The sequence below is a fragment of the Hirschia sp. genome, assembly GCF_058892565.1.
Genome location: NZ_JBZXVU010000010.1, coordinates 40,853 through 59,447, shown reverse-complemented (window position 1 = coordinate 59,447; position 18,595 = coordinate 40,853). Strand labels below are relative to the sequence as shown.

The following is an 18,595-nucleotide window of genomic DNA, read 5'->3' as shown; positions in this document are numbered from 1 at the left end:
TGAGGGCGGCGCGCGACCTAGTGTCGGGGTGGAGGAGTGAACTTGCCAAACCAGTCTTTGCAGGGGTGTAAAGATATAGGTGGCGGGGCCGGAGAGAGGACCATGAAGTCCACGAGGCTATGCCTGCCTCTCCTAGCAGTCTTGGAATAGACGAAAATCACTCTACGAGGCGTGCTTTCGGGCCGCATTATCAGCTGACCAGCTTGGGTCAGCACACTTTAGCTGCCAGAATGTGCGCCTCGCGCCCTTATCGGCAAAGCAATCCTTTATACCTTCGCATGCAGCGCATGGCGGGGATATTTTTGTAGCCAAAGAAAAGGCCGCAACACATATGTGCAGCGGCCTTAAATCAATGAATCTGCGTGTTTCGACTAGAAGCGCGTGCTAATTGTGAAACGTGCATTTAGAGGCGAGCCAACACTTGCTTGGTGGGTGCTGTGCGCGCTTGGGAAATAAGTTTCATCTGATAGATTTTCGATGTTGAGCTGCAACCGAAGATCATCAGATACATTGTAAAATGCTGCCGCATCAAAGCGTGTGTATGCTGGCAATGTTGGGTGTGTGGCATCGCTGCTTACGCCAATGTCAAAGTCTGAAATATAGGATTCAGCTTGATAGATTGCGCCAAGGCCAAGGCCGAATTTGTCTGTGATCGCGTATTTGGCCCAAGCAGATAGCATATGCTCAGGAAGTTCACGCGGGATTTCACGGCCTTGGTCGGTTTCCCCATCAAGATAGCTGTAACCAGCCAAAATGGAGAGTTTGTCATTTAGATCACCTTGAACTTGAAGTTCTAGACCTGAAACTTCTAGGCCGCGCACTTCAAAGTCTTCACCTGTATCGTCTCTGGCGGCGCTAATTTGTTCGCTCTGGAAGATTGCAGCTGTAAAGCTAAGTGTTGGGGCAAAGTCCCACTTAAAGCCGATTTCAGCGTTTTCATAAATGTCTGGGTCTAGGCTTCCCGTGCTGGCAAATTGCTCACCCGAGCGCGGCAAGAATGTTTCGCTATAGCTGGCGTAAACAGACATGTTTTCTTGTGGTTTATAAACCAGCCCTAAACGCGGCGCGATGTTTTCATCTTTGCGTGAAATTTCAACCGGAGTTGCTGTATTTAAATTGGTCGAGCTTTGGTCAAAACTGTCAAAGCGAGCACCAAGGACGATGTCGACATACTGATTGATTGAGATTTCATCCTGAACATAAAAAGATGTCACTTCTACATTAGACGTTGTTTTATCGTTCAGGTCGATGTTGAAATTATTAGATGTGGCAAGGCCGTCTGCATTTACGCCAACGCCGCTTTTAAGGTCCAATAGTGATGAAACGAGGAATGTTTCCTGATCATCACCATTCGTGCTCCAATATGTGTTGTAGCGGTCATTGTCATTGCTGGTGTCGATATATTCACCTCCAAAAATTAGGGTGTGTTGAATGCTACCAGTTGCAAATTCGCCAACAAGATTTGCAGACAATATTGCGTTTGTGCGCTGCGTTGTATCTACATATCCATCAAGCGTAACGGTTTCAGCGCCATTATAAGCGTCATTGCTGGCATCATATCCAGCAGCATAGAAATTCTGGTATAATTTGTCGTAATCGCCGTAAGAAGCACTGAAATTACCTTTTAGACTATCGGTAAATTTGTGCTGAAGACCAAGACGCACAATTTGTGCATTAAATGCGGAAGTATTGATTTCAGCATCGCCGAAAACAACCTCTTTGAGGGCTTCTACAGGCTCACCATCTGCGCCGGTTGGAATACCGCGATCAATGAAGCGCTGATTGTCAGCGTACTCATAGGAGACATCAAGTGTTGTGTTTGCAGACAGAGCAAAACGCGCCGTCGGGTTTATACCCACGCGTTGACCATCATAAAAGTCGCGGTCATTGGCAAGGCTCTCGTAAAAGCCATTAATGCGAAATGCGGAGTTTTCACCTGTTGCGATATTTTGATCAAGTTGCACATCATATTCACCAAATGTGTCAATGCTGGCTTTTGCTCCTACAAAGCTTTCGCCAATCTGACCTTTTTTCGTGACACGGTTTAAAACACCACCAGTTCCGCCGCGCCCAAAGAGAAGGGCATTGGGACCACGAAGAACTTCAACTTGTTCGAGGTTATAAAGTGAGCGGAAATATTGAACATCATCGCGGACACCGTCGACAAAGAAAGAAGCAGTGGAACGTACGCCGCGAAACACAACAGCATCGCGGTGACCTTCACCTTGGGACGCGTTTATTCCTGGAACATAGTTTATAATATCGCCAATGGCTGTGAAGCCTTGTTCGATAATCTGATCTGAGGAGATGATTGAAAGACTCTGAGGTACATCAATAATTGCTGTCGGAGATTTGAGAGAGTTAAGCTGGTCAGAATATAATGTGCGGTTCGTGACGACGATTTCGTCTTGGCGCAATTCTTTATCTTGAGCGAAGCTTGTGCCACCTGATATTGTTAAGGCTGCTATTGCTGCACTTGTATAAAGGATAGCTCTTTTCATTATATCGACCTGTTTGCAATTGATTATCAGGCGCGGAATATGTTCAACTAAGAATGAAAAGCAACGAGAGATGACACAAGAATGAGAGTAAATTGCAACTTGTGTTTTATATGTCACAAATGGGATTGAGAAATGGGAAGTTGCTGGCAACAAAAAAAGCCGCACCCGTTTGAGGTGCAGCTTTCTGTAAATGTGTCTGAATTTTTAGATTGAGATCAGAGCGATTTTTGCGGGCAAACGAGGAATTTCTCGCCTGTCTTTTTGGCGTCATAGCGGCGCACAGTGTCGGCATCTAGCATATCTGTTAGCGAGAGTTCATCCGTGTATGAACTTGCAAATGTAGTTGTCAGTTCTTTGGCCACGCGTGAACGTAAACGTACAGCAACCTCCATGCCGGCTTTGGCAAGGAAGTTTGGCAATAACCAGCCGCCCACGCCCCATGCCATGCCGTATCCGCGTGATAATGTGGTTTGGGACGTGTCTAAGCCGCCATAAAGGTAAACTTGCTTATGCTTTACTGACCCGTAAATGCTGTAAGCGCCCGGTGTGCGGGCGGCGGCGGCTTCCATTGCTGATAGGATGTTGGAGGCAAGATGTCCGCCGCCTGTCGCATCAAAAGCCAGTGTTGCGCCCGTTTCGTGAATCGCATCCACAAGATCTTTCATGAAAGTATCTTTGCTGGAATTGATGATGTATTTTGCGCCTAGATCACGCAGGATTTGCTCTTGCTCATCCTTGCGCACAATATTGACGAGTTCGACACCATCCGCCTGACAGATGCGGTTTAGCATTTGCCCAAGGTTTGATGCGGCGGCTGTATGAACCAAAGCTGTGTGACCTTCCATACGCATGGTCTCAACCATGGAAAGGGCGGTGAGCGGATTTACAAAGCTTGATGCGCCTTCTTTGGCTGTATTGCCTTCAAGAAGGGGTAAGCAGTTCATGGCGTCAACGATTTGATATTGCGCATACATGCCGCCGCCCATAGCAGCCACTGTCTTGCCCATCAGGCTTTGCGCATAATCGCTTGCTCCCGCAGCGACGACAACGCCCGCGCCTTCATTTCCGATTGGCAGCGCCTGATCAATACGGGCTTTGAGAGCTGGCATGATTTGCGGCGCAATCGGTGCTGTTAGCACACGGTCTGCTCCATCGCCCGTTGAACTTGCTTTTGAACTATCAGACAGGCCAAGCATCACTGCTATATCAGAAGGGTTGATCGGTGTGGCTTCAATGCGAATAACGACCTGATTATCTTTTGGGGTCGGCATTTCTTTTTCAACGAGGTTCATCTTAAGCTCGCCGTCAGCTGTAACTGTTGAACGCATTTGAAGATAGTTAGATGGTAGTGACATGATTACTCCCCATGTTTGTTTTGATTGCTGCACCTCATCGGGTGCTATTATATTTATTGTGCTTTTGCGTAGGCGTACTCGCCGCCTTTTTTGAGTGCGGCTTGGTAGGCAGGGCGCGCGTGAATTTTCGCGACGAAGTCTTGTATAACTTGTGGAATAGCTTGCGGTGAGCGTGAAGTCAGCGCTTCGAGTGGGAAACTCATCATGATGTCGGCAGCAGTAAACTCAGAGCCAGCAAACCATTGGTTTTTGGTTAGGGCCTGCGACCAGTATCCGACATGATTTGCAATTTGCGGTGTCACATAGCTTTTTATGGCTTGATTGCTGACCATGCGCACAAGCGGTCTCATGAGTGGATTTACGTTTAAGGGTAGGCGGTCAAATACAAGCTTCATCAGCAAAGGCGGCATGGCAGAGCCTTCGGCATAATGAATCCAATGATTCATCGAACGCCCTTCGGATGTGTCCATGCTCGGGTTTAATGGGCCTTTGCCATATATGTGTAATAGATAGTCAAAAATCGCGCCTGTTTCTGCGATTTTGCGACCTTCATGTTCAAGAATGGGGGATTTGCCGAGAGGGTGGACCGATCTTAGGTCTGCCGGTGCCAGCATAGTTATTTCATCGCGCTGATAGAATTTGATCTGATATGTAAATTGAAGTTCTTCCATCAGCCACAAGACGCGCTGTGATCTGGAATTATTTAGATGGTGGATGGTAAACACAGGCAGCCCTCATAGGTTTTAGGTATAAAACAGAGTTAGGTGGCTAATAGCATGTCTGCAAGCATTAAACAGCGTGTCGCGAGGTTAGGTTTTTAGGTGAAAAATCCAATTTTGGCCGCCAAGGCCGTATGCTTTTTGAAAGCAATCTGCTGTTTTGATTTTGTGTATATGTTCGTAATGTATTGATTAGTAAGAATAAAAATTATCTGCGGTAAGTGTGAAAATGACCGATCAGGAACCTCTGATCAGTCGTTGAAATATTTTTACAAATGTACCAATTATCTGGGTGTCGCTTTTGGGATGAGAGCTTATTTCAGCATTTGTGCTAGTTTATCAGCATTGTATGTGATTATTCCAGATGCACCTGCACGTTTGAATGCTGATGTGATTTCAACAATTGCGCGATCTTCATCTATCCAACCGCGCTGCGCTGATGCTTGAATGGCTGCGTATTCTCCAGACACATGGAAAACAAGCGTAGGTACATGTAGTTCTTTGGAGATACGCTGAACGATATCAAGATAAGGCAGGCCGGGTTTGACCATGACCATGTCAGCGCCTTCCTCAATATCCATAGCGACTTCACGAATGGCTTCATCGGAATTACCAAAATCCATCTGATATGTTTTTTTATCGCTCTTTAAAACAGTCGCTGAACCCACAGCTTCTCGATAGGGACCATAAAAAGCAGATGCATATTTGGCAGCATAAGATAGAATAAGTGTGTTTGTGTGCCCAGCAGCTTCCAGACCTTTGCGGATAGCACCAATGCGCCCATCCATCATGTCAGACGGGGCAACCACATCTGCACCTGCTTCGGCTTGAACGATGGCTTGTTTGACCAGAAGTTCTGTTGTTTCGTCATTTAAGACATAGCCAGTTTCATCTATCAGGCCGTCATGACCGTGCGATGTAAAAGGATCCAGCGCGACATCACAGATAATACCAACGTCTGGCGCAGCTGCTTTCATCGCGCGTATTGCTTCAGGTATTAAGCCTTTTGGGTTTAGCGCTTCGCTGCCTGTTTCGTCTTTTTTGCTAGGATCAATATTGGGGAACATAGCAATTGCAGGAATACCAAGATCTTGTGCACGTCGTGCAGCCTTTGCGGCTTCCTCAATATTTAGTCTCTCTACGCCGGGCATTGCAGTGATAGGAATGCGAGGTGTATCTCCGTCATGAACAATCATCGACCAGACAAGATCATCCACTGTTGGGCGGGTTTCTCTGGTGAGGCGGCGTACCCAATCAGCTTGGCGGGTGCGGCGAAGACGTGTAGCTGGGAAGGCCATGAATGGGACCTTTTCTTTTCAGGTATGAGACAGATTTTACGGCATGAAACTTAGAAAAATAGTCGTTTCACAGACTTATGCATGAAGCAACGTTTGGAAATGTCCATTGTGGCAGTTTGTAGCTGTTCAAGTTCCAATTGCCATGCGGTTAGTTTTTTGCGTGGAATTTCTTTAAAGCCTAGCCCTCTGTAGAATTTTCCATTCCACGCAACGTCCCTAAATGTTGAGAGGGAGAGTGATTTATAATTGTGCTCTCTGGCTGCCTGAATTGTCTCGTTTACAAGTTCCCGACCAATGCCTCGCTGCCCGTATTGAGGAAGAACTGATACTTGATCCAAATATAAGGAACCTGGTTTGTGTGAACACAACGCAAATCCAATAGGTGTGTCTTTGATGTCAGTTGCTACCCAAAGCAGTCTGTCTCCAAGCCCTCTTCTCAAGTTTTCCTCCGGGATAAGTGGGGCGCGCTTGATATTGGGGCCAAAGTCTATCAGGCCGGTTCCTTCAAATAATTCACATGATTTCAAGTCTATCTGTTGAAGGTCTGTGACTTCGTCAGATCGTGCATATCGAATGCGGTAAATGCTTTGTGAAGGAAGTGAGGAGTTTTTCATGTACGAAAGAAGGATATAAAATTATAATCAAGCTATGAATTTTAGTGTTTGAGTAGGCATTATCAACATTAAGGTTTGGCTGTAAGAGTTGAAAAGTATTTGCTTTTCTGTATGAGAAATGTAGGCGAGATGACATGATATTAGGCATCCGGTCTAAAAAGTATAGTAAATTGGCTTTTGCGTAATGACTTGAGACTCACATGCCTTGAAAAGCTGTGTATGTGAGTGGTCGAAGTCGCGTGATTGGAAAGTTGAGTAGTCAGGTGCTTATTGAATTTAAAATAGGTTTTGATAACACTGATTCACTTATGATTTTCGGTGGTTTGATTGGTGTATTGGTCGCAATGGTAATTTCGGCCTTGATGTTGTTATTGTCCCGTCAACTGCGCGGCTTTCTTTTATACGGCATACTTCTCGCCTTTTCGGGGGGCGCGGTCTTCGTTTCTACTGCACTAGGTTCTGGTGTTCTTCCGGGTGATACAGGACAAACGCAAATTGTATTTGATGCTATTCGTTTGGTGTCATTTTTATTCTGCGTGATTGCAGGTGGCTTTATGCTGGCCAAAAGATCTCAATGGATTGTTGGCCTCTATTTGCTTCAGTTTATAACCGAGATGTATTCATTGTCAGTTTCTGAGTATGTTGTGCCGGTTTGGATAAGTGCATTTGACGCGATGTTTTTCATTTTTGTGGGCTGTTCCGCATTCATCTTGCTTCGGCCTGCACGTCGATCCATATTTGACGATTAGAGCAAATTAATCTTTACAACAGCTGGAAACATAATTTGTACAGGCTGTTCAAGATGCTTGAACTGACCAGTTAGCGAGAGAATATGAACAATCAAGATGTCATTATTCGTCAGAGCGGACCTGTTGGCCACATTACCCTGAACCGTCCTCAAGCATTGCATGCTTTAAATACGATAATGTGCGCTCAGATTTCACACGCGCTTTCAGATTGGAAAATAAACAATGAGGTTAAGCTCATTGTTATAGATCATGCAGAAGGTACGCGTGGCTTTTGTGCTGGCGGCGATATTAAGCCGATGGCCGAATCTGGCCAAGGGGACGGCGTGGATGTTCGGGTGTTCTTCGAAACGGAATACCGGATGAATGTGCAGTTATTTGAATATCCAAAGCCCGTTGTCACCTTTATCGACGGCATAACAATGGGCGGCGGTGTTGGCTTAAGCGTTCATGGCAGTCATTCTATTGCAACTGAAAACACGGTTTTTGCTATGCCAGAAACAGGTATTGGTTTGTTTCCAGACGTGGGCGGCGGCTGGTTCTTGCCGCGTTTAGGGGGCGGATTAGGTCAGTGGCTCGGATTGACGGGAGCACGTTTAAAAGGTGCTGATGTTGCCGCTGCAGGCATTGCCACACACTATGTTGAAGAAAAAGTGCTTGCAGCAGTCAAAGACATGGTGATGTTGGGTGATATTGAAACACTCGAGGCGATGGAGTGGGAAGCTTATGGATCTTTTGTCAAACAGCTAGAAACCATCACAAAGTGTTTTGACAAAGAAACTGTTGAAGACGTGTTTGCAGCGTTGGAAGAAGATGGCAGCGAATGGGCACTAAAACAATTATCCATTATGAGGACAAAATGCCCTTTCTCATTGAAGGTGACTTTACGCCAAATGATAGAAGGTGAGAAGTTGACGAATTTCCGCGAAACTATGCTGATGGAATTCCGGTTAGCAAACCGTGCTGTGCGCCGCGCTGATTTTGCAGAAGGTGTAAGGGCGGTCGTTATTGATAAAGACAATGCGCCTCAATGGAATCCTGCAACACTTGCTGATGTTGATGAGATTGAACTTGATGAAATGTTTGCGCCTTTGAAAAGTGGGGATCTAACCTTCATATAAGGTTTTAAGAATGTGATGGTTTTCAATAAATCACATGTTTCTATAAAATATTCTGCGATTTTTATGGAATTAATTTGACAAAAATTGCTAGAAAGTTTCGATTCGTTCTTTAGCATTAGCATTTTGTTAGAATCATTCGTTTAGCTTTAAAACCAGCCAATAATAACAAAATGTATAGTGGTGATGGTGATGATGATTGAAGCTAGCGCATCTAAAATGGATGCGAATGATACGATTGAATATTCTTTCTTGAGTTCTTTGTCTCTTTTAGAGCAAGCGCACAGACGTTTACATGATGTCGTGAAAGACAATTTAGAGCGTTCTGGTGAACGCTATTTGACAGGCGTGCAAGCGCTTCTTCTTTATGAAATTGGTGAAGGTGAAACACCTGCAAGCACATTGCGTGCTCGTGGTGCATTCGCAGGTACATCAATGTCCTATAATGTGAAGAAATTGCAAGAAGGTGGATATCTTGTTCAGACACGTTCTGACGATGACCGTCGCACAGTCTTGTTGAAATTGACCGAAAGTGGTCTGGATGTTCGCAGTAAAGTTGCTTCATTGTTTGATCGTCAAGCACAAGCACTTGAGCCAACAGCATCTGTTCGCAACGATGATTTGCAGCACATGAACAAAACAATTTCACGTCTAGAGCGTTTCTGGTCTGATCAGATCCGCTACCGTCTCTAATATTTAGACAAAATTAAAGTTAAAACGGGCGTTAAATCAGTTGTTTAACTGGTTTTGAGGGGCACCTGTGAAGAAGGGCGCAATATCATTAGGTATTGCGCTTTTCTTATATGGTATGCTGGTGATTGTCTTTGACACGTCGCCGTATCTATTTGTTAATCCTTGCGAAGAGATATTGGCATATCTATATGGATATATTGTTGGGCTGCGACGATTGCGCAGTTTCCTTTTTTTATAAATCGGATTAATCCTTCACTATAACAACGCACCCGGATGAATTCGCTCTGGATGAAAGTGCGTCCTTTGAATATGCTGCACCAAGCTGGGAGCGCAGAAAAATGAGACACCTGCAAGCCTTTGAGGATGCGCTAAATTCAATCAGATCTGAAGGCCGCTACCGAGTCTTTATCGATTTGAAACGTCACCGTGGTGAATTTCCCCGCGCATCTGCACGTTATGAAGATGGCCGCGAGCAGGATGTCATTGTTTGGTGTTCAAATGACTATCTAGGCATGGGACAAGATTCCGATGTTCTAGATGGGATGCATGAAGCGATTGATAGCTTTGGTGCTGGTTCTGGTGGAACACGTAATATTTCGGGAACAACGCGTTATCACGTTGATCTTGAAAAAGAGCTAGCCGATTTGCACGGTAAAGAAGGCGCTTTACTCTTTACATCTGGTTATGTGTCCAATGAAGCGACATTATCAACCATCGCCAAGATTTTGCCGGACGTTATTATTTATTCAGATGCACTAAACCACGCCTCCATGATTGAAGGTATTCGTCGCTCATCATGTGCGCGTCGTGTTTTTCGTCATAATGACATGGATCATTTGCGCGCATTAATGGCGAATGACCCCGCAGATGCACCAAAGCTTATTGCTTTTGAGAGCGTCTATTCAATGGATGGTGATATCGCACCGATAGAAGAAATTTGTGATATTGCCGATGAGTTTGAAGCTCTGACATATATCGATGAAGTTCACGCAGTTGGCTTATATGGCGAGCAGGGCGGCGGTGTTTCTGAACGTGATGACCTAGCCAGCCGTATTGATATTATTGAAGGTACGCTAGCCAAAGGGTTTGGCGTGATGGGTGGCTATATCACCGGCAAAACTGCGGTGATTGATGCTATTCGTTCAATGGCTCCAGGGTTCATTTTTACAACATCTACATGTCCAGTGCTTGCTGCTGGTGCGCTTACTTCAATTCGTAAACTACGTTCTGAAGAAGGTCGCAATTTGCGCAATCGTCACCAAGCGGCTGCGGCCATGCTCAAGCAAAAATTTAAAGATGCAAAACTGCCATTGATGGAATCAGAAACACATATCGTTCCTTTGTTGGTGGCAGATCCTGAGCGTTGTAAGGCTTTATCCGATACTTTGCTTCACGATTTTGGTATTTATGTGCAGCCAATCAATTACCCAACAGTGCCTAAGGGCACTGAACGCTTAAGGTTTACTCCTTCTCCAAATCACACTGAAGAAATGATGGATGAACTTGTTGCTGCATTGTTGGCGATTTGGGCACAATTGGGATTAGAGCGCGTCGCGTAAAAAGGTTGGAATATACATTTCCACGCTCCCCAGAATAAAATAATCGTGTTTGTATTTGTCCGATTTGGCCAATAGCGTTATTGTGTGGCTATGAGCAAATCGGGCCAAATATATTTAGAGTTTGCACGTGTCGGCAACGCTATGGAAGTTCGAGCAATAGATGCATTGGACGGCCTTGAAGTGTCTTTTATGGCACCGGTAAACACGCCTGAAGCTGAAATTACACTGATTTCCCGTCAAAAACTTGCATATGTACGTAAAAAGCAAGCAGAAAATCGCGCAAAACAAGAAGCTCAGGAAGCAGCTAAAAAGCCAGATAATCGTCGCGGAATTATTGTTTAGTGCGAAATGAAAATGCCGACCCAATGAATAATCGGATCGGCATTTGACGGTTATGCATATTTGATTCGGATTTTAGGACTTTCGACCACCTTTTCCGAGACCGATTTTTTTCGCAAATTCAGAACGTCTTGCGGTGTAGCTTGGGGCCACCATGGGATAATCGGATGGTAATCCCCAGCGCCGGCGATATTCATCGGGTGACATATCGTAGCGGGATCTCAGATAACGTTTCAGCATTTTCAGCTTTTTGCCATCTTCAAGACAAACAATATATTCTTCAGTAATAGATTTGCTGGCGGGAACAGCTGGTTTAGGGCGCTCGTCAGACTTTGATTCTTGCGGCTGAGCCAGATTGGTTACGGTTTTGTGGACTGACCTGATAACATCCGGCAAGTTATCCGTAGGAACTGGATTGTTTGAAACGAATGAAGACACGATAGCAGATGTCATACGCATGATTTCGTTTTGGGAGAGGAGTTTATTTTCTATTTCGTCTGTCATGTATTCTTTCCAGAAAGACATTTTTATAATGTTGATTGCCATGCAATGCCAAATTTATTGGCTCTATACAAGTATTAGTGTTCGTTTTGATCAATAACTTATAAGTAAATCGTTGTTGTTTTCTATAAAATGAGTTGAGGCAAATTCAAAGTCGGGAAACTTGCCAATTGGTGCGCAAAGGCTTACCTGATTTGGCAAAGATTGTTAGTCCCAAGTTTGGAGAATCCGATGACTGTGTCTGCTAAAGACTTGTTCACAAAATCACTTAAAGAGTCTGACCCAGACGTATTTGCAAGTATTGGTGATGAATTTGGGCGTCAAACCCAGCAAATTGAGTTAATTGCATCTGAAAACATTACGTCCAGAGCTGTTCTTGAAGCTCAAGGCTCAGTCCTAACAAACAAATACGCTGAAGGTTACCCTGGCCGTCGTTATTATGGTGGTTGTGAGTTTGTGGACGTTGCAGAGAATTTAGCACGGGACCGTGCTAAAAAATTGTTCAATGCAGAATATGTAAATGTACAGCCGTCTTCTGGTTCTCAAGCGAATCAGGGTGTTTTTCAGGCTTTGATCAAACCCGGTGACACCATACTTGGGATGAGCTTGGCAGCTGGTGGACACCTAACGCATGGTGCAAAACCAAACCAGTCAGGTAAATGGTTCAATGCTGTTCAATATGGCGTGCGTGAAGACAATCATTTGATTGATTTTGATGAAGTGGAAGCGCTTGCATTAGAGCACAAACCACAACTCATTATTGCCGGTGGTTCGGCATATCCGCGTCAGATTGATTTTGCAAAATTCCGCGCAATTGCTGATAAAGTCGGCGCTTTCTTTATGGTAGACATGGCCCACTTTGCCGGTCTAGTCGCTGCGGGTGAACACCCAAACCCACTTGATTATGCTGATGTCGCAACAACAACAACGCACAAAACATTGCGCGGCCCGCGCGGTGGTATGATACTGACGAATAACGCAGATATTGCAAAGAAAGTGAATTCAGCCATCTTCCCCGGTATTCAAGGTGGTCCTTTGATGCATGCTATTGCGGGTAAAGCAGTTGCTTTTGGAGAAGCATTGACACCAGAATTTAAAGAGTATGCAAAACAAGTCATCGCGAATGCGCAAGCCATGGCTGCTGCTCTAAAAGAAGGTGGGCTTGATATTGTTTCTGGTGGAACTGACACGCATGTGGTGCTGGTTGATTTACGTCCGAAAGGCGTAAACGGTAAGGACACTGAAGAAGCGCTAGAGCGTGCTTTCATCACATGTAACAAAAATGGTGTTCCATTTGACCCTGCGCCGCCAATGGTAACATCGGGTATTCGCGTTGGTTCACCAGCTGCCACATCGCGTGGATTTGGCGTTGACGAATTTACACAAGTTGGACGTTGGATCGTCGAAATTGTTGATGCAGTTGCTTCTGGTGAAGACTCATCAGCGATTGAAGATCGTGTGAAAAGTGAGGTCATCGCAATGACAGCACGCTTCCCAATCTATGATGGTGCAATTGCTGGCCAAGCCCTTTAGGCGTTAGACTACTCAATAATAAAATGCCCATTTCAGCGAATCAGTTGAAATGGGCATATAATAGGAAGTGAGAGCATATGCGTTGTCCTTTTTGTCAGTCGAGCGATACAGTGGTTCGCGATAGTCGGTCTGCCGAAGAAAACACAGCTGTGCGCCGTCGCCGTGGTTGCCAAACTTGCGGTGGACGCTTCACAACTTTTGAACGTGTGCAATTGCGTGACCTCATGGTCTTAAAACGCGATGGCAAAAAGGCTCTTTTTGATCGCGAAAAATTATCCAGATCCGTAAAAATTGCCCTGCAAAAACGTCCTGTTGATGAAGAACAAATCGAGCAAATGATTTCTGGAATTGTTCGCCGGTTAGAAAGCTCTGCAGAAGAAGAAGTCACTTCTGTTGAAATTGGTGGTTTGGTGATGGAAGCCTTATCAACGCTCGATCCTGTAGGATATGTTCGCTATGCTTCAGTATATCGAGACTTCAAAAACCCATCAGATTTTGCGCGCTTTATCGAAAAACACATGGCAGAATTGGGCGCGGAATTGGACACCGAATTAGGTGAATCCGATCAAGAATGAGTGACATAGTCTTTCCAAAAGTCACGCTAAAACTTGCGACATCTATGGACGGTCGCATAGCGACCCGGTCAGGTCATAGTCAGTGGATTACGGGTGCTGAATCGCGAACGCGTGTCCATGAATTAAGAGCGCAACATGATGTTGTTTTGGTCGGCTCTGGAACAGCGCTGGCTGACGATCCGATGTTAACAGTAAGACTGGACCCAGAACCCACAAAACAACCAATACGTATGGTGGTCGACAGCAGTTTACGCACACCAATGACACATAAACTCGTCACTACCGCGAGAGAATATCGGACAATATTAGTGTCTGGTTTGCACATGGAAGAAGAAGACGAGATACCATTTGTTGCTGAAGGCGTAGAAGTTTGGAGCCTAGCAATTGCGCCAGCAGGTGGGGTTTCAATACGTGCTCTGCTTGCACGTTGCGCTGAAGAGGGCATCGAATCCATTTTCCTAGAAGGTGGCGGTAAACTCGCAGCATCTTTTCTAAAAGCAAATATGGTGGACCACATAGAATGGTTTCGAGCGCCAATTGTTATTGGGGGGGATGGAATCGCCTGTTTAGCGTCTCTGGAGATTGAAAGTCTCAATGAAGTTTCCGCTTGGGAACGTATTCGCCTAGAGGTTTCAGGTGAAGATGTGTGGGAAAGTTTTTCTAAAAAACTTTAGATACATCAATTGGACATTCTATTGCGCTGCACCTAAATGAGACCTAGTAACGCTCCGGTCTTAACTCTGAATCCAAAAGAAAGTTTCCTTCATGTTTACTGGTCTTGTGACTGATTTGGGCCGTATTGCTGATGTCAAAGATGACAATGGTGTACGCAGATTTAGAGTTGAGAGCGCCTATCCTGTTGATTCTATTGAGATGGGGGCATCTATAATGCATTCTGGTGTGTGCCTGACCGTTGTTGGCTTTGACCAGAATGATGAAGGTTGCTGGTTTGATGTGGAAGCTGTGCAAGAAACACTCGACCGTACTGTGCTTGGTGAATGGCGCGGCGGAACGCGTGTAAACCTAGAGCAAAGTTTAGCGCTGGGTGACAAGCTGGGTGGCCATTTTGTATTTGGTCACGTAGATGGTGTCGGCGAGGTTATGTCTATCACACCGGAAGGTGGTTCAAGGCGTATTCGTTTTTCTATTCCGGCTGTACTTTCTAAATATGTTGCAGAAAAAGGGTCCATCGCAATTGATGGTGTGTCTCTCACAATTGCAGCTGTTGGTATAGAAAATGGCATAGATTGGTTTGAAGTTGCTGTTATTCCGCACACTTGGGAAGTGACAACAATTGGTGAAATGAAACCGGGTCGAAAAGTGAACCTGGAAGCAGACATGCTCGCACGTTATGTCGCGCGTATGCTCGGTAAGGAATAAAAACTGAATGTCAGAAGATTTTTCAACTGCAATCTCGCCGATCGAAGAGATCATCGAAGATGCGCGTAATGGTAAAATGTACGTCCTTGTGGATGCAGAAGATCGCGAAAATGAAGGTGATCTAATTATACCTGCGCAATTTGCGACGCCCGATCAGGTGAATTTTATGGCCAAATTTGGTCGTGGTTTGATCTGTCTTTCGATGAATCGCGAACGTGCGCGTGGCTTAGATCTAGATATGATGGCACGAGAAAACCGTGAAAGTATGCAGACCGCTTTTACTGTTTCTATTGAAGCCAAAGAGGGGGTGACCACCGGTATTTCAGCGCATGACCGCTCCCATACAATCGCTGTGGCGATAGATCCGACAAAAGGGCCTGCTGATATTGTGTCTCCTGGCCATGTGTTTCCGCTTGTCGCACGAGACGGAGGCGTTCTTGTGCGTGCAGGACACACAGAAGCTGCTGTCGATATTTCTAGATTAGCCGGCCTTTATCCTGCGGGTGTCATCTGTGAAATCATGAATGATGATGGCTCAATGGCACGTTTGCCGGAATTGGTTTCATTTGCGCAACTTCATGGTCTGAAAGTTGGTACGATTGCTGATTTGATTGCTTATCGTCGCCGTGAAGATCGTTTCCTTGAGCGAAAAATTGAAACTGATTTCCAATCTGCGTATGGCGGTGAGTTTAAGTTAATCGTGTTTAAAAACACGATTGATGATACAGAGCATGTCGCTTTGGTAAAAGGCCGAATATCAGGGGATGAACCGACACTTGTGCGTGTTCATCGTGTTGATTTTCTCACCGATGTTTTAGGACAAGCTGGTGGTCGAGAAGACATGGTCAAAAAAGCCATCAAAACCCTTGGTGATTCTGATGAAAGCGGCGTTGCGGTCTTTGTTCGTATGGGAACGAAAGCTGATCTCGTGACGCGGCTAGGGGGTGTAGATGATGGGAAGCCTGATCCATCTGCGCCATTGCGTGAATACGGTATCGGTGCTCAAATCTTAAAAGATCTTGGCGTGCGCAAAATGATTTTGATAAGCAATCATGGCCCTTCTTCACTTCCTGGTCTTGACGGGTACGGATTGTCGGTAGAGGGATGGCGAAAGTTTTCTGGAGACGAATAGACGATGAGCGATATTGCCCCTCACATCTTGATTGTAACTTCACGTTATTATGAGAAGATCGTGCTTGAGCTTGAAGCTGGTGTACAAGAAGCACTTGATCGAGTTGGTGCGACCTATGAAACGATAGAAGTGCCTGGTGCTTTCGAAATTCCTGCAGCTATTCGCATGGCAATGGATGCAGCTGAATTTGACGGATTTATTGGTCTAGGCTGCGTTATTCGTGGTGAAACTTCTCACTATGATTATGTTTGTGGGGAAACTGCGCGTGCAATGATGGACATTTCATTATTGGGAACACCAATAGGCTTTGGTGTTTTAACTGTTGAAAATCAGGATCAAGCTTGGGTGCGTGCCGATAGAAAACAGAAAAACAAAGGCCAAGAAATTGTTGATGCCTGCGTTGCTATGGTGAATTTATCTCACCATTTTTCAGATGTGGATGTTTAGATGACGAATGAACCGGCAATAGATAAAGATGCAGCGCGTAAACTTCGTAAATTAAGCCGCTCAGGTGCGCGCTTGGCAGCTGTGCAGGCGCTTTATCAAATTGAGCAAACTGGACGCGCTGGTCGTGCTGTTATTGAAGATTATTGTGAAGACGGTATTGGTCTGGATGATGAGGGGCGGCCAATCGAGGCAGCAGATCCCGAAATTTTCCGAAATACAGTCGAAGGTGTCATTGAATCTTTAGACGACATCAATCTAGCGATTGTTAAACGCCTAGCCGATGGATGGAAGATAGAACGTTTAGACGCGACTTCACGCGCAATTTTGCGTGCGGGTGTATATGAGTTGATGAAACGCGATGATTTGCCAGCTCAAATTATTCTCGATGAATATGTGTCTATCGCACATGCTTTCTTTGATGATGCGGAACCGCGCTTTATAAATGCCTTGCTTGAAAATGTACGTGAAGATGTGCGCGATAAGCCAGCGTAAAATTTGAGCGGTAAAGGTTTCAGTTATAATCTAGTTTAAGGATGGCGAGGCATGAATGAGTTTGATCTGATCAAGACTTATTTCGCGCCATTAGCAACATCTCCAGATGCTTTCGGTTTGAAAGATGATGTTGCAGCCTTAAATCCACCTGCCGGACGTCAACTTATTATCACGACCGATACTTTAGTTGAGAGCGTGCATTTCTTAAGTGAAGATCCGCTTGAAACAGTTGCGCAGAAACTCCTCCGCGTGAATATTTCTGATGTCCTCGCCAAAGGCGGAACGCCCTGGGCGGCGGTATTATCTTTAACTTGGCCTAGTGGGCGTGATGTCCGTCAACTCAGTTCATTTGCGGACGGACTGAAAGCGGATTTAGAGCATTGGGGTATCTCGCTCATGGGCGGTGATACAACATCCACTTCAGGCCCATTGACGCTTGGACTCACTTTACTCGCACATTGCCCACAAACTGGCCCTATATTGCGGTCAGGCGGCAAACAGGGCGAAGATATATGGGTGACAGGCACTATAGGTGATGGCTATTTAGGGCTAAAAGCAGCTATGGGTGAATTATGTCTGAGCCGCCCTGAAGATGTGGCTTTGTTGGCATGGCGCTACCGCGTGCCAGAGATTCCAGACAGTGCCATTGCCGAGTTGATATCGGAAGTTGCTCATGCCAGTGCGGATGTGTCTGATGGGCTTGTGGCGGATATTAATCACATTGCAAAAGCCTCGAATCTTCAAGCAATTATCAACTTGGATGAAGTCCCTTTTAGTAGTGCAGCTAAATTATGTTTAGCTGAAAAAAAGGTCTCAAGGTTAGAGCTCGTAACGAAAGGCGATGACTATCAGTCTGTGTTTACAGCTCCACCTGAAGCCAAGGCAGTCATTTTGCGGGCAAGTTTGCAATATGGTTTGGAAATAACCAAGATTGGAAAAATGCAAACTGGCCAAGGCGTGTCGTTACAACGAGCAAATGGAACAATGATTCCCATAAAAAGTGACGGTTGGAAGCATTTTTAAGGGTAAACTCAAATCCTGATAGAGTTTTAAATCACTAAAATAATACGAAGTCCTAACGGAGTTGAAACCTCTTTGGGTTAGGCTTGTCATAGTAATTCAGGAGAATTCTATGTCTTTTTCAATGCGCGCCATTTCAAAAACACTCGCATTTTGTGCAATTGGGTTAGCCATTTCCACGACCGGATTTAGTGGTGCAGCTTATGCTGCTGGCGATAGTGCCAATAAAAAAGAAGAGAAAGAAATCAATCGCTCAGTTGAACTGAATGCGATGGTTTTTCCTGTGTTTGATAAAGATCGTGTGTTGGTAAATTACTTATACGTGAATGCACGGATGCTCGTTGCGGATGGCAAGGGAATATGGGATTTTCGTGAAAAGGCGCATATCGTACGCGACGTTGTTCTGCGCGCGGCGCATCGTCAAAGTGTTCACCTTGAAGGAAATTACACGCGCATTGATGAAGAGAAAGCTGAAAAGCTCTTTGTCGAAACCGTAAATCGCGAATTGGGCGAAGAGGCTTTCTCTTCGATTACATTCCTTCAAGTTGCTAGCCAAGAATTAGGCTAGCAGCT

The 18,595-nt window shown here is 45.2% G+C and carries 20 protein-coding genes; 14 read left to right on the top strand and 6 right to left on the bottom strand.

The window, feature by feature from the left end:
• Positions 1 to 371: 371 nt before the first annotated feature.
• The 5 genes from AC5EF3_RS04675 to AC5EF3_RS04655 all read right to left on the bottom strand — a co-directional run bounded on the left by AC5EF3_RS04675 (position 372) and on the right by AC5EF3_RS04655 (position 6,487).
• Positions 372 to 2,501, bottom strand: a complete 2,130-nt coding sequence (locus tag AC5EF3_RS04675) for a TonB-dependent receptor (RefSeq protein WP_493547206.1) — start codon at positions 2,499 to 2,501, stop codon at positions 372 to 374.
• Positions 2,502 to 2,716: 215 nt separating this feature from the next.
• Complete coding sequence (locus AC5EF3_RS04670; protein ID WP_493547205.1) at positions 2,717 to 3,856, bottom strand: zinc-binding dehydrogenase; 1,140 nt, start codon at positions 3,854 to 3,856, stop codon at positions 2,717 to 2,719.
• A 53-nt stretch (positions 3,857 to 3,909) separates the two neighbouring features.
• Positions 3,910 to 4,581, bottom strand: a complete 672-nt coding sequence (locus tag AC5EF3_RS04665; protein ID WP_493547204.1) for a glutathione S-transferase — start codon at positions 4,579 to 4,581, stop codon at positions 3,910 to 3,912.
• Between the two features lie 308 nt (positions 4,582 to 4,889).
• The gene (hemB, locus tag AC5EF3_RS04660) at positions 4,890 to 5,873 is read right to left on the bottom strand and encodes a porphobilinogen synthase (RefSeq protein ID WP_015827207.1); all 984 of its coding nucleotides are present in this window, start codon (positions 5,871 to 5,873) and stop codon (positions 4,890 to 4,892) included.
• A 50-nt stretch (positions 5,874 to 5,923) separates the two neighbouring features.
• Positions 5,924 to 6,487 carry a GNAT family N-acetyltransferase gene (locus AC5EF3_RS04655; RefSeq protein ID WP_493547203.1) on the bottom strand — a complete coding sequence of 188 codons (564 nt, stop codon included), beginning with the start codon at positions 6,485 to 6,487 and terminating at the stop codon, positions 5,924 to 5,926.
• A gap of 221 nt (positions 6,488 to 6,708) precedes the next feature.
• Here AC5EF3_RS04655 and AC5EF3_RS04650 point away from each other — a divergent pair, with 221 nt between their 5' ends.
• The 5 genes from AC5EF3_RS04650 (at position 6,709) to AC5EF3_RS04630 (ending at position 10,945) form a co-directional block, all read left to right on the top strand.
• The gene (locus AC5EF3_RS04650) at positions 6,709 to 7,236 is read left to right on the top strand and encodes a hypothetical protein (protein ID WP_493547202.1); all 528 of its coding nucleotides are present in this window, start codon (positions 6,709 to 6,711) and stop codon (positions 7,234 to 7,236) included.
• Positions 7,237 to 7,319: 83 nt separating this feature from the next.
• Positions 7,320 to 8,354 (top strand): enoyl-CoA hydratase/isomerase family protein, encoded by a 1,035-nt coding sequence (locus AC5EF3_RS04645; protein ID WP_493547201.1) that lies wholly within the window; start codon positions 7,320 to 7,322, stop codon positions 8,352 to 8,354.
• A gap of 189 nt (positions 8,355 to 8,543) precedes the next feature.
• On the top strand, positions 8,544 to 9,044 hold the full coding sequence (locus AC5EF3_RS04640; protein ID WP_233356762.1) for a MarR family winged helix-turn-helix transcriptional regulator: 501 nt from the start codon (positions 8,544 to 8,546) through the stop codon (positions 9,042 to 9,044).
• 338 nt (positions 9,045 to 9,382) lie between these two features.
• Entirely contained in the window at positions 9,383 to 10,603 is a 1,221-nt protein-coding gene (gene hemA / locus AC5EF3_RS04635) for a 5-aminolevulinate synthase (protein WP_015827212.1), read from the top strand.
• A 90-nt stretch (positions 10,604 to 10,693) separates the two neighbouring features.
• Complete coding sequence (locus AC5EF3_RS04630; protein ID WP_493547200.1) at positions 10,694 to 10,945, top strand: DUF6898 family protein; 252 nt, start codon at positions 10,694 to 10,696, stop codon at positions 10,943 to 10,945.
• Positions 10,946 to 11,017: 72 nt separating this feature from the next.
• Here the strand turns inward: AC5EF3_RS04630 and AC5EF3_RS04625 are convergent, their stop codons facing one another.
• A complete protein-coding gene (locus AC5EF3_RS04625) occupies positions 11,018 to 11,446 on the bottom strand; it encodes a Ros/MucR family transcriptional regulator (protein WP_015827214.1) in 429 nt (142 codons plus the stop codon).
• 228 nt (positions 11,447 to 11,674) lie between these two features.
• On the opposite strand from AC5EF3_RS04625, the gene glyA reads away from it, so the two are divergent.
• The 9 genes from glyA (at position 11,675) to AC5EF3_RS04580 (ending at position 18,590) form a co-directional block, all read left to right on the top strand.
• Positions 11,675 to 12,976: a serine hydroxymethyltransferase gene (glyA, locus tag AC5EF3_RS04620; RefSeq protein WP_015827215.1), complete on the top strand. Its 1,302-nt coding sequence runs from the start codon at positions 11,675 to 11,677 to the stop codon at positions 12,974 to 12,976.
• Positions 12,977 to 13,053: 77 nt separating this feature from the next.
• Positions 13,054 to 13,551 (top strand): transcriptional regulator NrdR, encoded by a 498-nt coding sequence (gene nrdR / locus AC5EF3_RS04615; protein ID WP_015827216.1) that lies wholly within the window; start codon positions 13,054 to 13,056, stop codon positions 13,549 to 13,551.
• Positions 13,548 to 14,225, top strand: coding sequence for a RibD family protein (locus AC5EF3_RS04610; protein ID WP_493547199.1), 678 nt, complete (start codon positions 13,548 to 13,550; stop codon positions 14,223 to 14,225). Before nrdR ends, AC5EF3_RS04610 begins: the two co-directional genes overlap by 4 nt.
• 91 nt (positions 14,226 to 14,316) lie before the next feature.
• Entirely contained in the window at positions 14,317 to 14,931 is a 615-nt protein-coding gene (locus tag AC5EF3_RS04605) for a riboflavin synthase (RefSeq protein WP_015827217.1), read from the top strand.
• Between the two features lie 7 nt (positions 14,932 to 14,938).
• Positions 14,939 to 16,063 carry a 3,4-dihydroxy-2-butanone-4-phosphate synthase gene (gene ribB / locus AC5EF3_RS04600; RefSeq protein WP_015827218.1) on the top strand — a complete coding sequence of 375 codons (1,125 nt, stop codon included), beginning with the start codon at positions 14,939 to 14,941 and terminating at the stop codon, positions 16,061 to 16,063.
• A gap of 3 nt (positions 16,064 to 16,066) precedes the next feature.
• On the top strand, positions 16,067 to 16,510 hold the full coding sequence (gene ribH, locus AC5EF3_RS04595) for a 6,7-dimethyl-8-ribityllumazine synthase (protein ID WP_493547198.1): 444 nt from the start codon (positions 16,067 to 16,069) through the stop codon (positions 16,508 to 16,510).
• Positions 16,511 to 17,002 (top strand): transcription antitermination factor NusB, encoded by a 492-nt coding sequence (gene nusB / locus AC5EF3_RS04590; RefSeq protein WP_015827220.1) that lies wholly within the window; start codon positions 16,511 to 16,513, stop codon positions 17,000 to 17,002.
• Positions 17,003 to 17,053: 51 nt separating this feature from the next.
• The gene (gene thiL / locus AC5EF3_RS04585; RefSeq protein ID WP_493547197.1) at positions 17,054 to 18,025 is read left to right on the top strand and encodes a thiamine-phosphate kinase; all 972 of its coding nucleotides are present in this window, start codon (positions 17,054 to 17,056) and stop codon (positions 18,023 to 18,025) included.
• Positions 18,026 to 18,134: 109 nt separating this feature from the next.
• On the top strand, positions 18,135 to 18,590 hold the full coding sequence (locus AC5EF3_RS04580; RefSeq protein WP_493547196.1) for a hypothetical protein: 456 nt from the start codon (positions 18,135 to 18,137) through the stop codon (positions 18,588 to 18,590).
• Positions 18,591 to 18,595 lie beyond the last annotated feature (5 nt).